The sequence below is a fragment of the Microbacterium sp. GXF7504 genome (genome assembly GCF_054798235.1).
The window spans coordinates 695,987-718,014 of sequence record NZ_JBSJZI010000001.1 but is presented as its reverse complement, the minus strand read 5'-3'; the positions used below and the strand labels follow the sequence as shown (position 1 = coordinate 718,014).

17 protein-coding genes are annotated in these 22,028 nt (G+C 71.7%); 13 read left to right on the top strand and 4 right to left on the bottom strand.

What is annotated here, in order from left to right:
* Positions 1-176: 176 nt before the first annotated feature.
* The 3 genes from ACWAUO_RS03360 to ACWAUO_RS03350 are packed head-to-tail and all read left to right on the top strand — an operon-like array spanning position 177 to position 3,922.
* Positions 177-1,478 carry a C-glycoside deglycosidase beta subunit domain-containing protein gene (locus ACWAUO_RS03360; RefSeq protein WP_460773041.1) on the top strand — a complete coding sequence of 434 codons (1,302 nt, stop codon included), beginning with the start codon at positions 177-179 and terminating at the stop codon, positions 1,476-1,478.
* Between the two features lie 23 nt (positions 1,479-1,501).
* Positions 1,502-2,977 (top strand): C-glycoside deglycosidase beta subunit domain-containing protein, encoded by a 1,476-nt coding sequence (locus ACWAUO_RS03355; protein ID WP_460773039.1) that lies wholly within the window; start codon positions 1,502-1,504, stop codon positions 2,975-2,977.
* A gap of 27 nt (positions 2,978-3,004) precedes the next feature.
* Positions 3,005-3,922: an alpha/beta hydrolase gene (locus ACWAUO_RS03350; protein ID WP_460773038.1), complete on the top strand. Its 918-nt coding sequence runs from the start codon at positions 3,005-3,007 to the stop codon at positions 3,920-3,922.
* Here the strand turns inward: ACWAUO_RS03350 and ACWAUO_RS03345 are convergent.
* The 4 genes from ACWAUO_RS03345 to ACWAUO_RS03330 all read right to left on the bottom strand — a co-directional run bounded on the left by ACWAUO_RS03345 (position 3,909) and on the right by ACWAUO_RS03330 (position 12,234).
* Positions 3,909-6,047 carry a glycoside hydrolase family 3 N-terminal domain-containing protein gene (locus ACWAUO_RS03345; protein ID WP_460773037.1) on the bottom strand — a complete coding sequence of 713 codons (2,139 nt, stop codon included), beginning with the start codon at positions 6,045-6,047 and terminating at the stop codon, positions 3,909-3,911. The genes ACWAUO_RS03350 and ACWAUO_RS03345 overlap by 14 nt on opposite strands.
* Positions 6,048-6,071: 24 nt before the next feature.
* Positions 6,072-7,550: a family 43 glycosylhydrolase gene (locus ACWAUO_RS03340; protein WP_460773035.1), complete on the bottom strand. Its 1,479-nt coding sequence runs from the start codon at positions 7,548-7,550 to the stop codon at positions 6,072-6,074.
* A gap of 79 nt (positions 7,551-7,629) precedes the next feature.
* Positions 7,630-8,916 (bottom strand): extracellular solute-binding protein, encoded by a 1,287-nt coding sequence (locus ACWAUO_RS03335; RefSeq protein ID WP_460773033.1) that lies wholly within the window; start codon positions 8,914-8,916, stop codon positions 7,630-7,632.
* 135 nt (positions 8,917-9,051) lie between these two features.
* The gene (locus tag ACWAUO_RS03330) at positions 9,052-12,234 is read right to left on the bottom strand and encodes a glycosyl hydrolase (RefSeq protein ID WP_460773032.1); all 3,183 of its coding nucleotides are present in this window, start codon (positions 12,232-12,234) and stop codon (positions 9,052-9,054) included.
* A gap of 141 nt (positions 12,235-12,375) precedes the next feature.
* Here ACWAUO_RS03330 and ACWAUO_RS03325 point away from each other — a divergent pair, with 141 nt between their 5' ends.
* From ACWAUO_RS03325 to ACWAUO_RS03280, 10 genes are all read left to right on the top strand, one after another.
* The gene (locus ACWAUO_RS03325; protein WP_460773030.1) at positions 12,376-13,317 is read left to right on the top strand and encodes a carbohydrate ABC transporter permease; all 942 of its coding nucleotides are present in this window, start codon (positions 12,376-12,378) and stop codon (positions 13,315-13,317) included.
* Positions 13,318-13,320: 3 nt separating this feature from the next.
* Positions 13,321-14,157 carry a carbohydrate ABC transporter permease gene (locus ACWAUO_RS03320; RefSeq protein WP_460773028.1) on the top strand — a complete coding sequence of 279 codons (837 nt, stop codon included), beginning with the start codon at positions 13,321-13,323 and terminating at the stop codon, positions 14,155-14,157.
* Positions 14,158-14,229: 72 nt separating this feature from the next.
* On the top strand, positions 14,230-15,027 hold the full coding sequence (locus ACWAUO_RS03315; protein WP_460773026.1) for a TIM barrel protein: 798 nt from the start codon (positions 14,230-14,232) through the stop codon (positions 15,025-15,027).
* Positions 15,024-16,547 carry a GMC oxidoreductase gene (locus tag ACWAUO_RS03310; protein ID WP_460773024.1) on the top strand — a complete coding sequence of 508 codons (1,524 nt, stop codon included), beginning with the start codon at positions 15,024-15,026 and terminating at the stop codon, positions 16,545-16,547. The genes ACWAUO_RS03315 and ACWAUO_RS03310 overlap by 4 nt, the downstream gene beginning before the upstream one ends.
* A gap of 102 nt (positions 16,548-16,649) precedes the next feature.
* Positions 16,650-17,051 (top strand): C-glycoside deglycosidase beta subunit domain-containing protein, encoded by a 402-nt coding sequence (locus ACWAUO_RS03305; RefSeq protein WP_460773022.1) that lies wholly within the window; start codon positions 16,650-16,652, stop codon positions 17,049-17,051.
* A complete protein-coding gene (locus ACWAUO_RS03300) occupies positions 17,048-18,139 on the top strand; it encodes a sugar phosphate isomerase/epimerase family protein (protein ID WP_460773020.1) in 1,092 nt (363 codons plus the stop codon). Before ACWAUO_RS03305 ends, ACWAUO_RS03300 begins: the two co-directional genes overlap by 4 nt.
* An 11-nt stretch (positions 18,140-18,150) precedes the next feature.
* Complete coding sequence (locus tag ACWAUO_RS03295) at positions 18,151-19,200, top strand: sugar phosphate isomerase/epimerase family protein (protein WP_460773019.1); 1,050 nt, start codon at positions 18,151-18,153, stop codon at positions 19,198-19,200.
* A gap of 21 nt (positions 19,201-19,221) precedes the next feature.
* The gene (locus tag ACWAUO_RS03290) at positions 19,222-19,638 is read left to right on the top strand and encodes a C-glycoside deglycosidase beta subunit domain-containing protein (protein WP_460773017.1); all 417 of its coding nucleotides are present in this window, start codon (positions 19,222-19,224) and stop codon (positions 19,636-19,638) included.
* Entirely contained in the window at positions 19,635-20,807 is a 1,173-nt protein-coding gene (locus tag ACWAUO_RS03285) for a Gfo/Idh/MocA family protein (RefSeq protein WP_460773015.1), read from the top strand. The genes ACWAUO_RS03290 and ACWAUO_RS03285 overlap by 4 nt, the downstream gene beginning before the upstream one ends.
* Before the next feature lie 10 nt (positions 20,808-20,817).
* On the top strand, positions 20,818-21,822 hold the full coding sequence (locus ACWAUO_RS03280) for a sugar phosphate isomerase/epimerase family protein (RefSeq protein ID WP_460773013.1): 1,005 nt from the start codon (positions 20,818-20,820) through the stop codon (positions 21,820-21,822).
* The last annotated feature ends 206 nt before the right edge of the window (positions 21,823-22,028 follow it).

Sequence of the window (22,028 nt, the reverse complement as noted above, 5' to 3'; positions counted from 1 at the left end):
CATCGGTTCAGGCTATCCGGCCGGGCGGGGTGGCCGGCGCCGGCTTTCATCCGGCGGGCGAGCGCCTTTCGAGAGAATGTCTCTTACTTTTGTCACAAGTAGGCAATTGCGGATAGCATCGGTGGGAGCGGCCCGGCGCGCAGGCGCGGCGGGCGACGAACACAAGGTGAGCACAGATGCTTCTCGAGCGTGAACTGATCCAGTCCGTGGGCTTCCGGAACGTCCGCTCCGGCGACACGGTGACCGGCTTCCAGCTGCGGCTGCGGATGCCGTCGTACCGCGGCATGGCCGCATCCCTCATCGACGGGGTCTCGGTCCGCGTCGGCGACCTCGTCGAGGTCGGGCCGGAGGTGCCGCTGTGGACGCTCGGCGGTCGGACGTACACGCTCGCCCAGCTCTGGGAGTCCGACGGTGTCCGCTGGCCCCTCGAGGAGGCGGCGATCGTCACCGTGCCGTTCGCCGGCGGGCTGCCGGACGGCGTGCACGAGGTCTCCGTCGAACTGCGCCTGCGGATGTCGTACATCCCGCTCGAGCACCAGCCCTCGACCTACCGCAGCACCCGGCACCTCACACTCTCGCCCGAGACGGACGGCGGCCCGTTCCGGTACGGCGTGAGCCTCTACAGCTACATGCACGACTTCGGCACCGTGATGGACCTGGAGACCGCGCTGGCCGGCATCGCCGACATCGGCGCGACCGGCGTCGAGATCCTCGGCGAGGGGCACATCCCCGGCTACCCGGAGCCCTCGACCGCGTGGATCGACGGCTGGTTCCGGCTCCTGGAGCACTACCGGCTCGAACCCACCAACTACGGCTCGTGGATCGACACCCGGCTGCACTCGAGCGGCCTGGCCGCCCGCGACCTGACGGCGCAGGAGGGCGCGGCGATGCTGCAGCGCGACCTGCGGCTCGCCAAGACCCTCGGGTTCCGCTTCGTGCGGCCGAAGATCGGTGTCGTCTCGGGCGACCTCGTGCCGCATCCGATCTGGAACGAGGCGGTCGAGCGCTCGCTGGAGCTCGCCGCCGACCTCGACGTGGTCATCTGCCCCGAGATCCACTCGCCGACCCCGATCAAGCACCAGGTGGTCGAGGACTATGTCGAGCTCATCCGCCGCACCGGCACGCAGCACTTCGGGCTGCTGCTGGACACCGGCATCTTCCAGGACCGCCCGTTGCCGCTGCGCCCGGGCGAGCTGCCCGGCGAGCGTCCGGCGTTCCTCGACGGCATCGGCGTCGACCCGGCCGACATCGCCGAGATCGCCGAGTACGTCGTGTTCGTGCAGGCGAAGTTCCACGACATCGACGAGCACCTGCACGACCAGCAGATCCCGTGGGAGCCGGTGCTGCGCGGCCTCGCCGCGGCCGGCTACACCGGTTACCTCTCCAGCGAATACGAGGGAGAGCGGGAGCCGTGGCGCGCGATCGAGCAGGTCCGCCGACAGCACACCGTGATGCGCCGCATCGCCTCGACCCTCTGACCCTGCGAAGGAACGACGCCGCCATGCCCAACGGACTCATCCACGACGACAGCCTCCGCATCCACCCGGAGGGCTACGCCCTGCGGCTCACCATCCCGTGGTACCGCAGCCTCTGGCTCTCGAGCGTCACGAGCCTCGAGCTCACGGTCGACGGCGAGCAGGTGCCCGCCGACGACATCGTCTTCGAGCTCCAGGGCACCCGGTACCGGCTCGACGAGCTGCAGGCGCAGCACGACGTGCTCTGGTACCTGCAGCAGCACCCGCTCCTCGTGGTGCGCCGGGCCGAGCCGTTCGCGCTCGGTGAGACGCACGAGGTGACCCTGTTCGGCCAGCTCCGCCTGCCCTACATGCAGATCATGCCGGGCACCGACGGCGGCCCCGGGATGTACGTGCCCAACGTCGTCCGCGACGTGAAGACCCTCACGGTGACCGATCGCGACGCCGAGGTGCCCATCATGGTCACCGACGTGCCGCCGGCCCCGGCCGCCACCGAGGAGGACCCCTTCAAGCTCGGTCTCACGCTCTACTCCGCGAGCGCCGAGTTCCGTGCCGGGTGGTTCGACTTCGACGGGCTGCTCGACCGGGTCGCCGAGCTCGGCATCGGCCCCGGCATCGAGATCGTCGCCTCGCAGATGGTGCCGACCTACCCCGTCGTCACCGACGGGTTCGGGCGCAAGTGGCGCGCGGCGTTCGACCGCCACGGCTTCGACGCGAGCTCCTTCGGCGCCAACCTCGACATGGGCCGGCGCCGCGACCGCGACATGACCCCGGACGAGGAGTTCGAGGTCAGCGAGCTGCTCTTCCGCGGTGCGAAGCAGCTCGGTTTCCCGCTCGTGCGCATCCAGTCGGCCAAGCCCGAGCTGCTGCGCCGCCTGCTCCCGGTCGCCGAGGAGCTCGAGCTCAAGCTCGCCTACGAGATCCACGCGCCCATGGGCCCGAACGCGCCCGAGATCATGAAGGTGCGCGAGGTGTACGACGAGCTCGGCTCGCCGCTCCTCGGCTTCGTCGCAGACTTCTCCTCGACCATGCACGCCATGTCGCCGACGCTCCTGCGTGCGGTCTCCCGCGCCGGGCTGGATGCGGATGCGGTCGCGGAACTGCAGCGCATCTGGGCCACCGACGCGTCGATGCGGGAGCGTCAGGAGGAGTTCATCGGCTACCTCCGCGGGCGCGACTTCGACCCGGGCCGCCTGGGTTCGTTCGCGCACCTCGCGTTCAACATGCACGGCCACGTCGACCCGCGCGAATGGGCCGACATCATGCCGCAGATCATGCACGTGCACGCGAAGTTCTACGACATCGACGAGCAGGGGCAGGAGCCCGCGATCGACTACCCGGAGCACGTGCGCGTGTTCGTCGAGGGCGGCTACCGCGGCTACTGGTCGAGCGAGTGGGAGGGGCACGCCTTCGCCGAGCTCGGCGAGGTCGACCCGCTCCTGCTGGTGCGCAAGCAGCACGACCTCATCCGCGCCACCATGCGCGGGCTCGCGCAGGGCTGACCCGCGCCGGCACGAGAGGAAGCGATCATGGCCGCCGACGACGACCTGCCCCCGTTCCGACGGATGCCGGTGCCCGAGGCGTTGGCGTGGCTCGCCGAGCACGGTGAGCCCGCCGACCCCCGGACGGACATCGACACCGCCTCGCTGCGGCAGCGGTTCCCGCACCTCGCGGCGGTCCGGTGCGACGACGTCGCGATCCCCACCGTCGACGGCCCGGTCGCCGCGCGCTGGTACCTGGACCCGACGGCCGAGGTCGCGGGTCCCGCGTTCGTGTGGATCCACGGCGGTGCGTTCATCGGCGGCCACCTGGACATGCCGGAGGCCAACTGGGTGTCGCTCGAGCTCGCCGCCCGCGGTGTCCCGGTGCTCTCGGTCGACTACCGCAAGTGCCTCGGCGGCGTGCACCATCCCGCCCCCGCGCACGACGTCGCCGCCGCCTGGGCGTACGCCCGGGCCGAGGTCGAGACCCGTACCGGTGTGCCCGCCGCCCGGCTGTGCCTGGGCGGTGCGAGTGCCGGCGGCGCGCTCGCGGGAGGACTCCTGCAGCGGCTCACCGCCACGCCCGACGCGCTCCCGGCCCGCGCGGTGCTCGTCTACCCGGTGCTGCACCCGAACGGCCCCGCCGCGAACGCGGAGCTCGACCTCGACTCCCCGCACGGGCAGCTCGCCCTGAACTACGCCGGCTCCGAGGCCGCCCTCCGCGACCCGCTCGCGTTCGCCGGCATGGGCGACGGCGCCGGGTTCCCGCCGACGCTCATCGTGGTCTGCGAACACGACGACCTCCGCCCCTCGGGCGAGGCCTTCGCCCGCACGCTCGAGGCCGCAGGCCGCGAGGTCGAGCTGTACTGCGAGCCGGGCGCCGCGCACGCGCACATCGACCGGCCCGGCGCGGACGACGCGCTGCGCACCCTCGAGCGGATGCGGGCGTGGCTCACCGGACGGTGAGCGTCACCGCATCCTGCAGGGTCGTCGTCCCGTCGGTGACGGCGACTTCGAGCCGTCCGGTTTCGAACACCTGACGCTCGTCGTCGTCGATGCGGAAGAGCGTCCGCGCATCGGCGGAGAGCGCGACCGTGCGCGACGACCCGGCGGGGACGTGCACCCGCCCGAACGCCGCGAGTCGACGGACCGGATGCGACAGCGACGAGACCGGCATGCGCACGAACAGCTGCAGCACGTCGTCCGCATCCCGGTCACCGGTGTTCGTCACGGTCACGGTGGCGGTGAACGTGCCGCCTGCGCGCAGTTCGTCCACCGGGAGCTCCGTGCGGTCCAGGCGCAGGTCCGTCAGCTCGAAGGTCGTGTACGACAGACCCTCGCCGAACGCGAAGCGGGGGCCGAGCGGCAGGTCGAGGTACTTCGACGTGTAGACGTCGTCGAGGTTGTCGGGGCCGTTGAGGCCGACGTCCACCCGCTCCGCGGTGAGGGACCCGCCGGTGCGCGCCGGGCGTCCCGTGGGGAGGGCGTCGTGGTGCACCGGGATCTGCCCGACGCTGCGGGGGAACGACATCGGCAGACGCCCCGCCGGACTCACGTCGCCGGCGAGCACGCGCGCGATCGCCTCGGGCCCCTGCGTGCCGAGGTGCCAGGTGACGAGCAGCCCGTCGACCTCGTCCACCCAGTCCTCGACGACGAGCGGTCGCCCGGTCGCCAGCAGCACCACGACCGGGACGCCGGTGGCGGCGAGGGCGCGGATGAGGGCCTCCTGGTCGCCGGGAAGGCGGATGTCGCTGCGGGAGGCCGCCTCGCCGGAGAGGGTGCTCGGTTCGCCGGCGGCCACCACGACGAGGTCGCAGTCGGTTGCCAGCCGGGCCGCCCGGGCGACGCCGTCGGCGCTCGGACGGACCGGGTCGATCGCCGGGTCGACGACCCAGTCGAGTTCCGGAAGACGGGAGCGGAGGGCGTCCGCGAGGGAGCCGGCGGGCGCGGCGAAGTGCTGCACCCAGGCGCCGAGGTGGTCCGTGGAGTCCGCGAACGGTCCGGTGAGGAGCACGCGGGCGCCCGATGCCGGGAGGGGGAGCCGCCGGTGCGCGTTCTGCAGCAGCACCGGGCAGCGCTCCGCGGCCTCGCGCGCGGTGACGAGCGTCTCCGGCGTCGGCGCGGTGCGCTCGGCGGCCTCGTCGACGTAGGGCCGCTCGAAGAGGCCGAGCCGTTCCTTGAGCCGCAGCATCCGGAGCACCGCGTCGTCGACCCGTGCCGGATCGAGCCGTTCCAGGACCGCGGCGGCCGCATCCGGGTCGGAGAGGGGGACGCCGCCCATGACGACGTCGAGGCCTGCGCCGACCGACCGCACGACCGCGTCGACCTCGTCGGCGGCGACCCCGTGCGGCACGAGCTGGGCGACGCCCTCCGCGTCGGCGACGATCGGGCCGGTGAACCCGTACTCGGTCTTCAGCACGTCGGTGAGCAGCCGCCGGTTCGCGTGCATGGGGGTGCCGTTGAGGGTGTTGAAGCTCGCCATGACGCTCGCGGCGCCCGCCTCGACGCCGGCGCGGAAGGGCTCGAGGTACACCTCGCGCAGCCGCTGCCGCGACATGTCGGCGGTGTTGTAGTCGCGTCCGCCCTCGGCTGCGCCGTACGCGACGAAGTGCTTCAGGCAGGCGGCGATCGCATCGGGCGCGGCGAGGTCGTCGCCCTGATAGCCGGCGACCTTCGCGGCGCCGAAGACGCCCGACACGAGCGGGTCCTCGCCGAAGCCCTCGACCACCCGGCCCCAGCGCGGGTCGCGGGTGACGTCGACCATGGGGGAGAACGTCCAGGTGACCCCGCCGGAGCGCGCCTCGGCGGCCGAGACGCGGGCGTCGGCGACGGCGACCGCCGGGTCGAAGGACGCGGCCTGCGCGAGCGGGGTGGGGAAGATCGTGAACTGCCCGTGCACCACGTCCAGGCCGATGAGCAGCGGGATGCCGAGGCGGCTCTCCTCCACCGCGACGCGCTGCAGCGCGTTCGTGCAGGCGGCGCTCTGCGGCCAGAAGAGCGCGCCGATCCCGCGGCGGGCGAGCTCGGCCGCATCCGCGTCGTCGCGACGCCAGATGATCTGCAGCTGCGCGAGCTTCTCCGCCGGCGTCATCGCGGCGAGCAGTTCCTCGGGGGGTCATCGTGCGTCCTCCTCCAGGGCCGTGTACCGCAGGTCGGTGAACCGCACCTCGCCGTCGCCGAACGCGCCGAGTGCGGGACGCAGCGACTTGAGGTCCTGCACGGTGGCGGCGTGGTAGCCGGAGGTGTCGTAGCGCACCCCGTGCCGGTGCCACTCGCCGTCCGCCCCGGCGTACCAGCCGGTGACGATGTGCCCGGCGTTCTCGAGCCGCAGCCGGATGGGGCCGGTGAAGGGCACGGGCTCGCGCCAGTGCGTGGTGATCCCGCCGGCGTAGCTGGTCATGCGCTCGCCGTCCCAGGCCATGCCGCAGAAGAGCCGCGGGTTGACGTAGAGGAGCAGCGCGCCCGTCGCGCCGGGGTCCGCCGTGAGCGTGACCTCGACCCGATACCGGTGCTCGCCGGCGAGCGTCGCCAGCGGGGCGGAATCGGCGGGGGACGAGCCGGCCGCGGCGAGCACGAACCCGTCGCCGTCCCGTCGGACGCGCGTCCGCGCCGAAGGGCCGCCGTCCTCCATCCGCCAGTCGATCGGCGGGTCGACGGGCAGGGCGGATGCGTCGGCCCGCGGCTTCGCGATGGGGGCGCCGAGGTCGGTCGCCGGGGCGACGGGCCAGCCGTCGTCGGTCCACGAGATCGGCTCCAGCAGCATCTGGCGACCGAGCGTGCGGTAGTCCTTCTCGTAACCGTGGGACACCATCCACCAGCTGCCGTCGGGGGCGTCGAGGATCGTCGCGTGTCCGCGCGACCACCAGGCCTCCGAGGCGTCCCGGGTGCGGGTGACCGGGTTGTGCGGGGAGTTCTCCCACGGGCCGTGCAACGAGCGGGAGCGGGCGACGATGACCATGTGCCCGGTGGCCGGGCCGCTCGTGCCGCCGACGGCGCTCACCAGGTAGTGCCACCCGTCGCGGCGGAAGAGCTTGGGGCCCTCGAGCGCGTACGCCTCGGTGACCCAGTCGTCGGGGTACCGCCAGCCGTCGTAGACGTGCTCGAGCGGCCCGGTGGCGCGCAGACCCTCGTCGTCGAGCGGAGCCCGGCGGATGCCGTTCGTGAACAGCCATCGCCGGCCCTCGTCGTCGACGCCGTGCCCGGGGTCGATCGCGCCGCGGATGCCGGTGGACACCGGCTCGCTCCAGGGCCCGGCCGGGTCGTCGGCGGTGACCACGACGATCTCCGGGGCGGTCAGCTCCGACCAGGCGGCGGGGATGAGCGGGATGTACAGGAAGAAGCGACCGTCGTGGTGCACGAAGTCGGGCGCGAACACGGTGCCGGCCGGCTCGGGGAGCGCGTTCGCGATCGGCGTCCAGTTCACCAGGTCGCGCGAGTGCCAGATGGTGAGGCCCGGCACCGAGTCGAACGACGAGTGCGTCAGGTAGAAGTCGTCGCCCACCCGCACGATCGCCGGGTCGGGGCGGTCGCCCGGGAGGATCGGATTGCGGAAGGTGCCGTCGCCGAGGTCGGCGGAGCGGAGTGCGGCGGGCATCGGCGGGTCCTCTCGTCGTGCGGGAATGCGATGCGGCCGCCCGGGATCACCGGACGGCCGCATCGGTTACTGGGGGAGATCAGCCCCAGGCCTGGTCCATGTCCTCGGCCACCTGCACCGGGGTCTTCTGACCCGTGAGCAGACCCTGGACACCGGTCGCCAGCGCGTCGTACACCGCCGCGCTCGGCCAGTCGGCGTTCGGGATGCCGGTGTAGTTGCCGTCCATGACGAGCTGCGAGATCGGCTGGAACTCCGCGAGCAGGTTGTCGTCGGTCACGCCGATGATCGGGACCATGCCGTAGAGGTCGGCGAAGAGGATCGCCTGCTCCGGCTCGGTCATCCACTCGAGGAACTTCTTCGCGGACGCCTTGGCGCCGTCGGAGGCCTTGGCGTTCAGCGCGAAGGCGTAGTTGGCCGACGCGTACAGCGTCTCGGTCGCACCCTTGGGGGCGGGGATCGCCTCGACGACGATGCCGGCGCCCTCCTTGGCCGCGTTCATCGACAGCGCGGCGGAACCGGGGACGATGCCGGTGAGCGAGGTGCCGCCCACGACGCCGTTGGTGATGGCGTCGAAGCCGCTGCCCGCGGCGCCGTCCTGGAAGCACCCGGCGTCGTTCATCTCGACGACGGCCTCGAGGGCGTCGACCCAGGCGCTGTCGGCGAAGGTGACCTTGCCCTCGGCGCGCTTGGTGTTCCACTCCGGGTCCTCGCCGTAGACGCGGGACGCCGCGAGGTTCATGCCGAGCATGCCCGTGTTCGGGGCGGCGGCACCGGCGAGGGCGGTGAAGCTCTTGCCGGCGTCACGCGCGGTGGTGCACTCCTTGATGAGGTCCTCGAAGGTGGCGGGGAACTCGTCGATCCCGGCCTCCTCGGCCGCGGCGCCGTTGTAGACGAAGCCGACCGGCATGAGGCCGTTGGGCTGCGCGTACAGCTTGCCGTCGACCTCGTACTGCGACTCGGTGCCGGCGGGGATGACCTTCGATGCCGACTCGACCGGCTCCAGGAAGCCCTCCTCGGCGAGCGGGACGACCGAGATCTCCTGGCCGGTGCCCGGCGCGAGGATCATGATGTCGGCGGCGGTGCCGGCCTGCAGCTGGGTGCGGACCTGCTGGTTGTAGGCCTCGGACGGGTAGGTGATGTACTCGACCGGGACGCCGGTCTCTTCGGTGAACGCGTCGACGAGCTGCTGGTACGCGTCGTCGCCGTCGTTGGCGACGGCGACCATGATGCTGAACCCTTCCTCGGCAGCGTCGCTGTCGGAGGAGGAGTCGCCGCCGCCGGCGCAGCCGGCGAGCACCAGAGCACCGGCGAGGGGCGCTGCGAGGAGCGTCCACCGGAGCTGTCGGGTAACGGGGTGCTGGGGCATTTCATCCCTTTCGTGACTTCGTTGTCGCCAGCGGGGCACGCTGACTTGGCAGGACAGCCTTGTCGAAAGTGTGCCAGCATTTGCCGACTTTAGACATAACGATTTCAGATGCGTACCACCGACGGCGCCGATGACTCAATCTTCGGTCGTGTCCTGACGCACCAGGGCGGGGCCCGCGAGTCCGGCCGGCATGGGATCGGCCTCGGGCTGGTAGACCCGCGTGTACGCCTCCGGAACCGCGCCGGACGGGCCGGCCGCTTCGGCGATGAGCCGGTTGCGCCACGGTGTGGCGACCCGCACCTCGAGCGCGTTGTCGCCGGGCCGGAGGGCATGGCCGATCTCGACCTCGAACGGCGCGGTCCAGACCACACCGCATCCGACGCCGTTCACGAGCACCTCGGCGACCTCGGCGACGTCGTCGAACCGCAGCCGGACGGATGCGGCGGCCTCCTCGACGCGGAAGGCGGTCGTGTACGTGCCCACCCCGGAGAACCCTCGGGCCGCCTTGCCGAGGCTGGTCCAGTGCTGCGGTTCGTCGGCGAACGCGTGTGTCGGAAGACCGGGGATGCGGACGTGCCACGGTTCGGTCCGTGCGAGGGGCGCGACGTCGCTCGTGCCGGAGCGGTCCGGCGCGGTGCCGGGGACGAGGAAGCACGACTCGAACGGCACCAGCCGGATGACGATCGAACCGTCGTCGCGACGGGTCGCGGGCGTGCGCGTGCACTGCACCGGGTCCCACCGCTGGAACGGGCCGTCCGACCGCGGCCGCACGCGGACGGTGATCGGCTCCGGGCGCGGGTTGGCGAGGAAGACGAGCTGCGCGTCGCCGATCCGCCGGGCGATCCAGCGCACGTCGCCTCCGGTCACCGCGAGTGCCGGGCGGAGGTGGAGTCGGCGGACCGCCTCGTCCGCCGTGGCCGCGATGACGAGGCCGGGGGAGCGTCCGTCGCCCCAGAGCGCATCGCAGAGCCGGGTGTGCTCGGCGTCGTCGTCCGCGAGCGAGCGCGGCCCGAGCGGGCGTTCGCCGACGATCCGGGCGCCGGCGCACGCGAGGGCGTGGAGTCGCCGCAGTGCGCGGACCGAGAGGTGTCCGCTCGCCCCGCCGAGCACCAGGAACCGGTACGTCGCGCCGCCGGCGCGGAGCGTGCCGTCCGGCGCGACGTCCAGCGCCTCCTCGAGCGCCGCCAGGTCCACGTAGTCGAAGTCGTACCCCGCGGGCATGGTCGTGTCGGGCCGCGTGCCGAAGAGTCCGGTGACCGGTCCTTCCTCGCCGATGAAGACCGCCGCGGTCACGTCCGGTTCACCGACGCCGAGGAGCGCGGCGCACCGCGCGAGGTAGTCGATCCACGGCCGGGCCATCGGCGCCCACGTCTCGTTCACCGTGAAGGCCTGACCGAGGAAGGGCGCGAGGCTCACCCCCGGCGCGGGCGCGTCGACGGGCTGGTGCGGCGAGGTGTGGATGCAGAACCGGGTGACCCCCAGAGCGAGCTGGAGGTCCGCGACGTGCTTGAGCCGGCGCGGCGAGAACGACCACGGCGTCGTGAACGCCGTGAACGCCTCCGCACCGGTGTGCGCCTTGCCCCACACGTGCGCCACCGAGGAAGCACCCTTCAGGTCGGCGACGTAGGTGGGCAGCGGTCCCTCGGCGGGGTCGAAGCACCACATCGCGCCCATCGGCACGTCCGCGCGGGCGCGGATGGCGAGGTCGTCGCCGAGCTGCGGCCGCTTGTCCTCCAGCGCCTCGGCGTAGTACGTGAGCCCCCGCTCGTGGGCGCAGTCGGCGAGCGTGCCGTAGTACTCCGCGGCGAGGAGCTCCGCGATCGTGGTGCGGTAGTCGTGCAGGAACCGGTCGGTGCGTTCCGCATCCCCGACCACGATCCCGGTGAGTGCGGGAAGCCACGGCGTCGGGTCGTACCCGCGCAGCTCGGTGAACCGTTCGGCGATCCGGTCGGTCCAGTTCTGCGGGCCGGACTCGATGCTGTCGCTGAGGAGGGCGGTCGCCCCCGCCACCCCGAACGTCTCGAGGTGCCGGTCCAGGTAGGCGCGCACCCGGGCCCCGTCGAGCTTGTCGACCTCGAGGCCCGTGACATCGGGCAGTGCGGGCCCGTTCGTCTTGCCGGTGGGGGAGCCCCCGAGCCGAAGGACGCGCCAGCGCCCGGCCGGCGCGACGGGCCACCGCAGGATCCCGTCGCGGACGAGCGCCGTGACATCGTGCACGTCCGTCGGCGCGACGGCACCCGCATCCGAGGTGCGCGGGGTCGGCACCGCGTCGAAGTCGGGCAGGATGCCGAACCCGGCCTTCGCCTGCGCCTCGTGCACCCGGCCCGCCCGGAAGAGGCGGAACTCGGTGAGGGTGAACGCGTCGAGCGTGCGCAGCACCGGTGGGCGCCGCAGTCCCTCGCCCTGGGGCGGAAGGGCCTCGGCCGCGCTCCGGGCCGACAGGTGCAGCCGGAAGCGCGTCGCGGTGGTCGGTGCGAACGAGACCGTCCGCACCGGGAACGGGTCGGGGTCGAGTGCGACCACGGGCGACCAGGCGCCGTCCGCCGAGGCCGCGAGCAGGGTCATCGCCGGCGGCGGGGCGGCGCCGAACCCCTGCGGCCCGGGGATGCCGACCGTCATCGACCGGACGGTCACCGGTGCGTCGAAGCGGTACTCGATCCAGGCCTCGGACGTCTGCTCGGGGTCGCGGGGGAGCCGGACGGAGCTCATGGCGGAGGGATGCTGCAGGGCGTCGGCGCCCGGGACGGGCGCGGAGGCGGTCACGGCTGCCGGGCGGAGCGCCTCGTGCGCCGGGTCGTCCGGGATCGCGAGCACGCGCCAGTCCCGGGCGTGCAGCGGCGCGGGCGATGCGCCCCAGCGCGGGTGGTCGAGGTACGGCCCGGCCACGGCCGGCAGCTCGGGGAGCGCGAGCTCGACGTCGTCGCCCCCGACGACCACCGCGTCGGCCCACACCACCTTTTGCATGGCGTCGTCGGGACGCACCCACGGTGCGCCGGCGGCGCTCCAGCCGGACGACGTCGCCACGGCGAGCTCCATCCCCAACTCCGCGGCGACGTCACCTGCCCGGGCGACGGCTTCCCGCCACCGGTCGTCACCGGGTCGCACCGGCGGATCGACGAACCGTGGGCCACCCATCCCGCCCTCGAACAGGTGTGCACCGCGGACGCCGACGCCGTACAGCCAGCGCAGGTCGCGCTCCACGCCGTCCGGGTCGACGTTCCCGTCCATCCAGTGCCACCAGGCGTGCGGGCGGGCGTCGTCGGGCGGCGTCGTGAACGTCGTCCAGAGTTCGTCGGTGGTGGTCGGTCGTTCGGTCATCGTCCTCGATGCTCCCCGGCTCATTCGCGGCACTTGTAACTGATATCTGCGACACTAATGTGCGTTTGAGACAAAAGCGTGTCATAGTGAGTGCACTCTGTCCGCAACAGTGCGACGAAGACGTCAGAGAGTGAAGCAACGGTGACGATCTCCCAGAACAGTACGAGGGTCATTACGGTGCCGCCCGGCCGCCGCAGGATCCGCGCGAGGCAAACCACGAAGCCCCTCATCCGCTACGGCCACTGGTGGTGGGCGCTGCCGGCGATCGTCCTGGTCGTCGGGGTCCACTACGCGGCCACCCTGACAGGCGGGTTCTTCGCCTTCACCGACTGGACCGGCCTCGGGCGCTGGAACTGGGTCGGGTTCGACAACTTCGCCCGCATCTTCGAGGACGGCAAGCTCGCCCTCGCGGTCTGGAACACCTTCCTGCTCGCGATCGGCTCGGTGGTGATCACCAACGTCGTCGGCATCCTGTTCGCGCTCGGGATCAACCGCACGCTCAAGTCGCGGTACATCCTGCGGACGCTCCTGTTCATGCCCGTCGTGCTGAGCCCGCTCGCGGTCGCCTACGTCTGGAAGTTCATCTACCAGTTCGACGGTCCGCTCAACGGCTTCCTCGGGATGATCGGGCTGGAGTCGATGCAGAAGACCTGGCTCGCCGACCCCACCTGGTCGATCTGGGCGATCCTCGTCACGATCGCCTGGCAGCAGATCGGCTTCACCATGGTCATCTACCTCGCCGGCCTCGCCTCGGTGCCGCAGGAGGTCGAGGAGGCCGCGGCGATCGACGGCGCCGGCGTCTGGGGACGCTTCTGGCACGTCGTGCTGCCGTCGATCCGCCCGTCCGTGGCGATCGCGACGACCCTCGGCATCGTGCAGGGGCTGCGCATCTTCGACCAGATCTACGCGCTCACCGGCGGCGGACCCGCGGGTGCCACCGAGACGCTCGCCACCCAGATCTACAAGCAGGCGTTCCAGCTCGGCCAGTTCGGCTTCGGCTCGGCGCTCGCGCTCGTGCTCACGCTCGTCATCCTGGGCTTCGCCGTCCTCCAGCAGTACCTGACCCGCACCCCGAAGGACTGACCCGTGTTCCGTTACACCAAGGCCACCGCCGTCCGCGAGGTGATCATGTGGATCATCGCGCTGCTCATGCTGCTGCCGATGTACATCCTCGTGGTCACCGCGCTGAAGAGCGACGAGGAGGCGATCACCTCCAGCGCGGTCGCCCCGCCCACGGCGATCGACTTCAGCGCCTTCGTCGAGGTCATCACCTCGACCGGCCGCAACAGCATCATGCTCGCGATGCTCAACAGCATCATCATCACCGCCGGGGCCATCATCGGGCTCGTGCTGCTCGGGTCGCTGTGCGCGTACGTCATCTCGCGCCGCACCCGCACCTGGAGCACGCTGACCTTCTACCTCGTGCTCATCGCCATCGTGCTCCCGGCGCAGCTGGGCACCGTGCCCCTCTACATCGGCGCCCGCAACCTCGGCCTCACCGGCTCGGCGTTCGGCATGATCCTGCTGTGGACGGGCATGATGATGCCCCTCGCGGTCTTCCTCTACTCGAGCTTCTTCCGCGGGCTCAGCACGGAGTACGAGGAGGCCGCGACGATCGACGGCGCCGGTCCCACCCGGGCGTTCTTCCAGATCGTGCTGCCGCTCATGTCGCCCGCCACCGGCACCGTGGCCATCCTCTGCGGCCTCATCATCTGGAACGACTTCTTCAACTCGCTGATCTTCCTGGGCGGCTCGACCGTCCAGACGCTCCCGGTCGCCATGTACACGTACGTCGGCAGCCTCATCTCGGCGTGGAACAAGATCTTCGCCGTCGTGATCATCTCGATGGTGCCGATCCTCGCGTTCTACATGTTCGCCCAGAAGCAGTTCATCCAGGGATACGCCGGCGGCCTCAAGGGCTGACGAGCGCGCTCCATCCCATCACCCGACATCGGGTCGACGGCGCACGCCTTCGACCGCAAGGAAGGAACTCCCATGTTCGAGCTCGCACCGAACATCGAACTCCTCTTCACCGAGGCCGGCGACGACTACGCGGCACGCGTTCGCGCCGCCGCAGCCGCCGGCTTCACCTCGGTGGAGATGTGGGGCCCGGCCGGCAAGTCCGCGCCCTCGCGTCCGAAGGACGTCCCCTCGCTGCAGGCGGCGCTGGAGGAGACCGGCGTCACCATCCAGGCGCAGCTCGCCGAGCCGCGCGTGCAGTTCATGATCCCGCCGAAGGACCACACCCCCTTCTATGAGGGGCTCGACGAGGGCGTGGAGTACGCCCGCGCGCTCGGCTGCCCCCGCATCGTGGTGGGCAGCGGCACCGGGTTCGGCGGCATGAAGCGCCAGGCCCAGCTCGACGAACTCATCGGCATCTTCCGGAAGGGCGTCGACCAGATCGTGGGCTCGGGCATCACCCTCGTGCTCGAGGCGGTGAACGTCCGGGTCGACCACCCCGGGTCGCTCCTCGACCGCACCGCCGAGGCCGCGTACATCGCGCGCGGCGTCGACTCGCCCGACTTCGGCATCCTCTACGACCTGTACCACTCCACCGTCGAGGGCGAGGACGTCGCCGAGGCGCTCGCCGACGCCGGCGACCTGGTGCGCTACGTCCAGCTCGCCGACGCCCCCGGCCGCGGCGAGCCCGGCTCGGGCGCGATCGACTGGGAGGCCCGACTCGGCGACCTCCGCGCGAGCGGCTACGACGGGCCCATCGGCCTCGAGTACTACCCGACCGTCGAGTCGGTCGCCTCGCTGGCGTTCATCCGCGACCTGGCGGCACGGGCATGAGCTCCCGCATCCCCGCCGCCGCGGACGTCGTCATCGTCGGCTCCGGCCCGACCGGCGCCGCCTACGCCCGGGTGCTCAGCGAGCTCGCCCCGCAGGCGCGCGTCGTGATGTGCGAGGTCGGCCCGCTCGTGTCCGACCCGCCCGGCGCGCACGTGAAGAACATCGAGGACCCGTCCGTCCGCGCCCAAGCGCAGCGCGCGTCCGAGGGCCCCGGCGCGGGCGCCGCGACCGTCGACGGACCGGGCGCGGTCAAGGCGGGCGACCGCCGGGCCCGCCCCGGCACCTTCCTCCTGGCGGAGGGCTTCGCGGCGGAGGGCGAGGACGGCCTGCCGGTCGCCGCGTTCTCGAGCAACGTCGGCGGCATGGGCGCCCACTGGACCGGCGCCTGTCCGCGGCCGAACGACAGCGAGCGCATCGACTTCCTCGACGACATGGACGAGCTCCTCGCCGAGGGCGAGCGCCTCCTCGGGGTCACCACCGACGCGTTCGACGCGGCGCCGTTCGCCCAGCTCGTGCGCGACCGGCTCGCCGCGGTCGTCGACGAGGGTCGCCCCGAGCATCAGCGCGTGCAGCGGATGCCGCTGGCCGTGCACCGCCGCGACGACGGCCGCCTGGTGTGGTCGGGCTCCGACGTCGTCTTCGGCGACGTCACCCGCGCCAACCCGAACTTCGAGCTCGTGGACCGGGCGCTCGCCACCCGCATCCTGCGGGACGGCGACCGGACCGAGGGGGTCGCGGTCCGCGACCTCGCCGACGGCACCGACCACGTCATCAGCGCCCCCTTCGTCGTGGTCGCCGCGGACGCGCTGCGCACCCCGCAGCTGCTGTGGGCCTCCGGCATCCGCCCGGACGCGCTCGGACGCACCCTGAACGATCAGATGCAGGTCGTCTTCGCCTCGCGCCTGCGCGACGTCACGCTGCCGCCCGAGGCGGAGGCACTGGCCGCGGCCGGCACGCTCAGCGAGCAGAGCGGCGTGAGCTGGGTGCCGTTCACCGACGCGGTGCCGTTCCACGGGCAGATCATGCAGCTGGACGCCTCGCCGGTGCCGCTCGCGGAGGACGACCCGGTCGTGCCCGGTTCGATCGTGGGTCTCGGCCTCTTCTGTGCGAAGGACCTGCAGTGGGACGACCGCGTCGAGTTCGACGACGCCCGCACCGACAGCTACGGGCTGCCCGCCATGCGCATCCGGTACACCCTCAGCGACCGTGACCGCGAGACCGTCGAGCGTGCCCGCGAGGAGATCGTGCGGCTCGGCCGCGCGGTCGGCGACCCGCTCGACGAGCGGCCGTTCACGATGCCGCTCGGCAGCTCCCTGCACTACCAGGGCACGACGCGGATGGGCGCGGTCGACGACGGGCGCAGCGTCTGCTCGCCCGACAGCGAGGTGTGGGCGGCGCCCGGCGTCTTCGTCGCCGGCAACGGCGTCATCCCGACCTCGACGGCGTGCAACCCGACGCTCACCGCGGTGGCGCTCGCCGTCCGCGGTGCACGCGCCGTCGCGGCGCGACTCGCCGCATGACATTGCTTATGTCGGAAAAAGACAATAGGCTGCAGAAGTAACGAAGAAGTACGTCGATCCGGCGGTGCCGCGTGGCACCGCCGGCGACACGACAAGGAGGACGTGTTGATTCCCGACCGGATCATCGAGCAGGGCACGCTCCGCACCGACGGCGCGCGCGCCGCGGTCGAGGTGCGCATCCCCTGGTACCGGGCCCTTCCCGGATCCTGCATCGCCGGCGCCGCGCTGCGCATCGACGGCGTCGAAGCACCCGCGGAGAGCCTGCGCTGGCGCATGAACGACCGCGAGTTCACGTTCGCCGAGCTGGTGGACGACCTCGACGAGTGGTGGTTCCCCGCCGATTCGGCCGTCCTCTCGGGCGACCTCGCGGTGGCGGCGGACGAGGAGGAGCACGTGGTCGAGGTCGACCTGCAGCTCTACATCCCGTACATCATCATCTCCGACAGCGACGTCCTCCGGATCGAGGAGCACGACCGCAAGACCATGAAGGCGGTGGCCGCATGAGCCTCGGCACTCCGATCCAGGGCGTCACGCTCTACAGCTTCACCCGCGCCTTCCACGCCCGCGAGTACGACCTCGAGCAGCTCATGCGCAAGGCAGCCGCGGAGGGCTTCGGCCCGGGTCTGGAGATCATCGGCTTCTCCAGCTTCCGCGGCTTCCCCGAGATCGACCCGGCGTTCGCCGACCGGTTCCGCGGCCTCGTCGACGAGCTGGGCCTCGTGCAGACCTCGCTCGCCGTCAACGCCGACATCGGCATCCGCCGCGACCGGCTCATGACGCAGGACGAGCTCGTCGAGTACATGCGCCGCCAGATCAAGGCCGCATCCGTGCTCGGTTTCCCGATCGCGCGCGTGCAGATCTCGCTCACGCCCGACTCGATGGAGCAGCTCGCCCCCGTCGCCGAGGAGTACGGCGTCACGCTCGCCCTCGAGGTGCACGCCGACCAGTACGCCTCGCACCCCCGCATCCTGGCGCTGCGCGACAGGTTCGAGCAGGTCGGCTCGCCCTTCCTCGGGTTCACGATGGACTGGGGCGCCACCACGATCGGCTTCGCACCCTCGCTCCTCGAGGCCTACCGTCGCCGTGGCGCGTCCGAGGAGATGCTCGACGCGGTCGTCGCCCTCTGGAACCGCTACTTCGAGCAGGGCCCGCCCGCCGACCAGACCGAGCACGGGCAGCGGTTCGGGTCGTTCATCGGCCTCGCCGCCCAGCACGGGCAGCCCGAGTTCGGCATCGACTTCGGCATCAACGGCACCGGCATCTTCGGTCCGGCCCCGGTCGACGACTGGCTCGAGATCATGCCCTGGATCCGTCACGTGCACGGCAAGTTCTTCGGCATCGACGAACAGGGCGAGGAGCCCTCGGTGCCGGTCCGATCGCTCGTGAAACTGCTCGTGCGCAGCGGCTACAGCGGGGCCATCTCGTCCGAGTACGAGGGCTGGCACTGGAACAACTGGCAGGACGCGTTCGACATCGTCCGCGCCGAGCAGGCCGTGCAGCGCTCCGCCGCGCAGGACGCGGGCAGCCGGATGCTGACGGATGCGGCCGAGGCACGCGCGGCGCTGGCCGCCCACCTCCCGACCGCGCGCTGAAGGGAACGACCATGACACGTGAAGGCATCGCAGGGACCGGCATCGAGCTCGGCATCACCCTGTACTCGCTCACCTCCGAGTTCGCCGCCGGGCTCTACACGCCCGAGACCCTCATCAAGGCGGTCGCCGACGAGGGGCTCGGCCCGGGCATCGAGTTCAACATCGCGCAGATGCTGCGCACCTACCCCGACGTCGACGACGCGTTCGTGCGGCTCTGGCGCGACAGCATCGACCGGTACGGCCTCATCCCGAGCGCCGTCGGCACGAACCTCGACATGGGCCGGCGCAAGGACCGCGACATGACCCCGGACGAGGAGTTCGAGTTCTTCGCCCGGCAGCTGAAGACCGCGCACACGCTCGGGTTCAACACCATCGTCATCCGCTCCGCGGGCAAGGAGCTGCTGCGCCGGCTCCTGCCGCTCGCCGAGCAGTACGACCAGCGGCTCGGCTACGAGCTGCACGCCCCCGCCGGCCCCAACGACCCGCACATCACGCAGATCCGCGAGATGTACGAGGAGCTCGGCTCCGAGCGCCTCGGGTTCACCGCCGACTTCTCCTCGACCATGCACAGCCTCTCGCCGCGGCTGCTCCGGACCCTGAAGACCATGGGCATGCCGGAGGAGTACTTCACGGTCATGGACGAGATCTGGCGCAAGCCCCTGCCGATGCACGTGCGCAACCAGGAGTTCGAGGACTTCCTGGCCGCCGAGAAGTTCGACAGCGCGCAGTTCGGCCCGTTCACCCGCCTCGCCTTCAACATGCACGGCCTCGTGCCGCCGGAGGAGTGGCTCGACATCATGCCGCAGATCTTCCACGTGCACGCGAAGTTCTACGACATCGACGAGCACGGCCAGGAGCCGGCGATGGACATCCCGCGCATCGTGCGGCAGTTCGTCGACGGCGGCTACCGCGGGTTCCTCTCCAGCGAGTGGGAGGGGCACGCGTTCAGCGACCTCGGCGAGGCCGACCCGATCGCGCAGGTGAAGCAGCAGCACGAGCTCATGCGCCGCGCCATCGAAGACCAGATCGCAGCCGCCGGCCCCTCGGTCTCGGCGAGCTGACGCAGGAAGGACCCGCAGCAAATGGCTACGCACAACTCCCTCTTCCGCGAGGAGGACGTCCGCCGTCACGACGACGGGCTCGCGGTCTCGGTGCAGCTTCCCTGGTACCGCAGCCTCTGGCTGTCGGCGGTGGACGGTGTCGAGGCGACCGTGAACGGCACGCAGATCGCCACCGACCGGCTCCGCTTCGTGCTGAACGGCACCGCCTACCGGGTGGAGGAGCTGCCCGAGCAGTTCGACACCCTGTGGTTCGTCGCGGACCGCCCCGACGTGGTGATCGCGCTCGACGAGCCGATCGCCCCGGGCGCCGAGGTGACCGTCGAGGTCGTCCTCACCATGCGGCTGCTCTACATGCAGATCATGCCCGGCGTCGACGGCGGCCCCGGCCGGTACGTCACCAACCGCGTTCCGGTGTCGCGCACCGTGGTGCTCGCATGAGCGCACTCCGGGTGGCCATGATCGGGCACGGCTTCATGGGTGCCGCCCACTCGGTCGGCTGGCGGCAGGCGCCGGCGGTGTTCCCGCTGCCGCGCGACGTCGAGATGGCCGTGCTCGTGGGGCGCAACCCCGAGAAGACAGCGACCGCCGCCGCGCAGTGGGGCTGGGCCGAGTCCGCCACCGACTGGCGCGAGGTCGTCGCCCGTGACGACATCGACATCGTCGACATCGTCACCCCGGGCGACTCGCACGCCGAGATCGCGATCGCGGCGCTCCGGGCCGGCAAGCACGTCCTCTGCGAGAAGCCGCTCGCGAACTCCGCGGCCGAGGCGGAGCAGATGGCGGATGCGGCCGCGGCCGCCGCCGCATCCGGGGTCCACGCGATGGTCGGGTTCACCTACCGGCGCGTCCCGGCCGTGACGCTCATGCGCGACCTCATCGCCCAGGGGCTCATCGGGCCGGTGCGCCAGGTGCGCGCCGCCTACCGGCAGGACTGGCTCGTCGACCCGCAGGCGCCGCTCGTGTGGCGGCTGCAGAAGGAGCACGCAGGCTCCGGCGCGCTCGGCGACATCGGCGCGCACATCGTCGACATGACGCAGTTCGTGACCGGCCAGACCGTCACCGCCGTCTCCGGCGTGCTCGAGACGATCGTGACGGAGCGCCCGCTCCTCGGCGAGACGGCGGGCCTGTCCGGCACCGCCGCCGAGGGCACCGGCGAGGTGACCGTGGACGACCTGGCGCTGTTCACCGGCCGGCTCTCCGGCGGCGCGATCGCGTCGTTCGAGGCGACCCGCTTCGCCACCGGCCGCAAGAACGCCCTCACCCTCGAGGTGTCGGGCGAGGACGGCGCGCTCGTGTTCGACCTCGAGGACCTCAACGTGCTCGAGCACTACGACCGCACCGCACCGACCGAGCGGCAGGGCTTCACCCGCATCCTCGTCACCGAGGACGTGCACCCCTACGTGTCGGCGTGGTGGCCGGCGGGGCACATGCTCGGGTACGAGCACGGGTTCACGCACCAGGTCGTCGACCTCGTGCAGGCGATCGAGACCGGCGTCCCCGCGCACGGTACGTTCGCGGAGGGGCTCAGCGTGCAGCGGGTCCTGGATGCGGTCGGCACGAGTGCCGCCGACGGTTCGACGTGGGCAGCGGTGCCCGGGAACGACTGAGGAGACAGACATGGCAAGACCGATCACCCTCTTCACCGGCCAGTGGGCCGACCTCCCGTTCGAGGAGGTCGCACGGCTCGCGGGCGAGTGGGGCTACGACGGCCTCGAGATCGCGAGCTGGGGCGACCACCTCGACGTGTCCCGCTGGGACGACGCCGCCTACGTCCAGGGGCGGAAGGACATCCTCGCCCGCAACGGCCTGCAGGTGTTCGCGATCTCGAACCACCTCGTCGGCCAGGCCGTCTGCGACGACCCGATCGACGAGCGCCACCGCGACATCCTGAACGACCGGGTGTGGGGCGACGGCGACGCCGAGGGCGTCCGGCAGCGGGCGGCCGAGGAGATGAAGCTCACCGCCCGGATGGCTGCCGCGCTCGGGGTGAAGACCGTCACCGGGTTCACCGGCTCGTCGATCTGGAAGTGCGTGGCGATGTTCCCGCCCGCATCCGACGCCATGATCGAGGCCGGCTACCGCGACTTCGCCGACCGCTGGCACCCGATCCTCGACGTGTTCGAGGAGGTCGGGGTGCGGTTCGCGCTCGAGGTGCACCCGTCCGAGATCGCCTACGACTACTGGACGACCAAGCGCACGCTCGAGGCGATCGGGCACCGCGCCTCGTTCGGCCTGAACTGGGACCCGTCGCACATGGTGTGGCAGGACCTCGACCCGGTCGGGTTCCTGTGGGACTTCCAGGACCGCATCTTCCACGTGCACTGCAAGGACACCCGCAAGCGCGTCGGCAACGGCCGCAACGGCCGGCTGTCGTCGCACCTCGCGTGGGCCGACCCGCGCCGCGGCTGGGACTTCATCTCCACCGGCCACGGCGACGTGCCGTGGGAGGACGCGTTCCGGATGCTGAACGCCATCGGCTACGACGGCCCGCTGTCGGTCGAGTGGGAGGACGCCGGGATGGACCGCCTCGTCGGCGCCCCCGAGGCCCTCGGGTTCGTGCGCCGCATGGCCGCGATCCAGCCGTCCGCCGCCGCGTTCGACGCCGCGTTCTCGACGAAGTAGTCCGTACGCGGGAGGGGCCGGTGCGCACGCACCGGCCCCTCCCGCGTCCCCGCGCGCGCGGTGCATCCGTCGCGCGGGGTTACCCGTTGCTCGGGGTCGCCCATCGCGCGGGTGTTCACCCGTCGCGAATGTGCCGTCCGGCGCCGTGACACCCTGCATCCGCGACGGATGAACGCCGTGGATTCAGGTGAGCGGGGGTGCAGCAG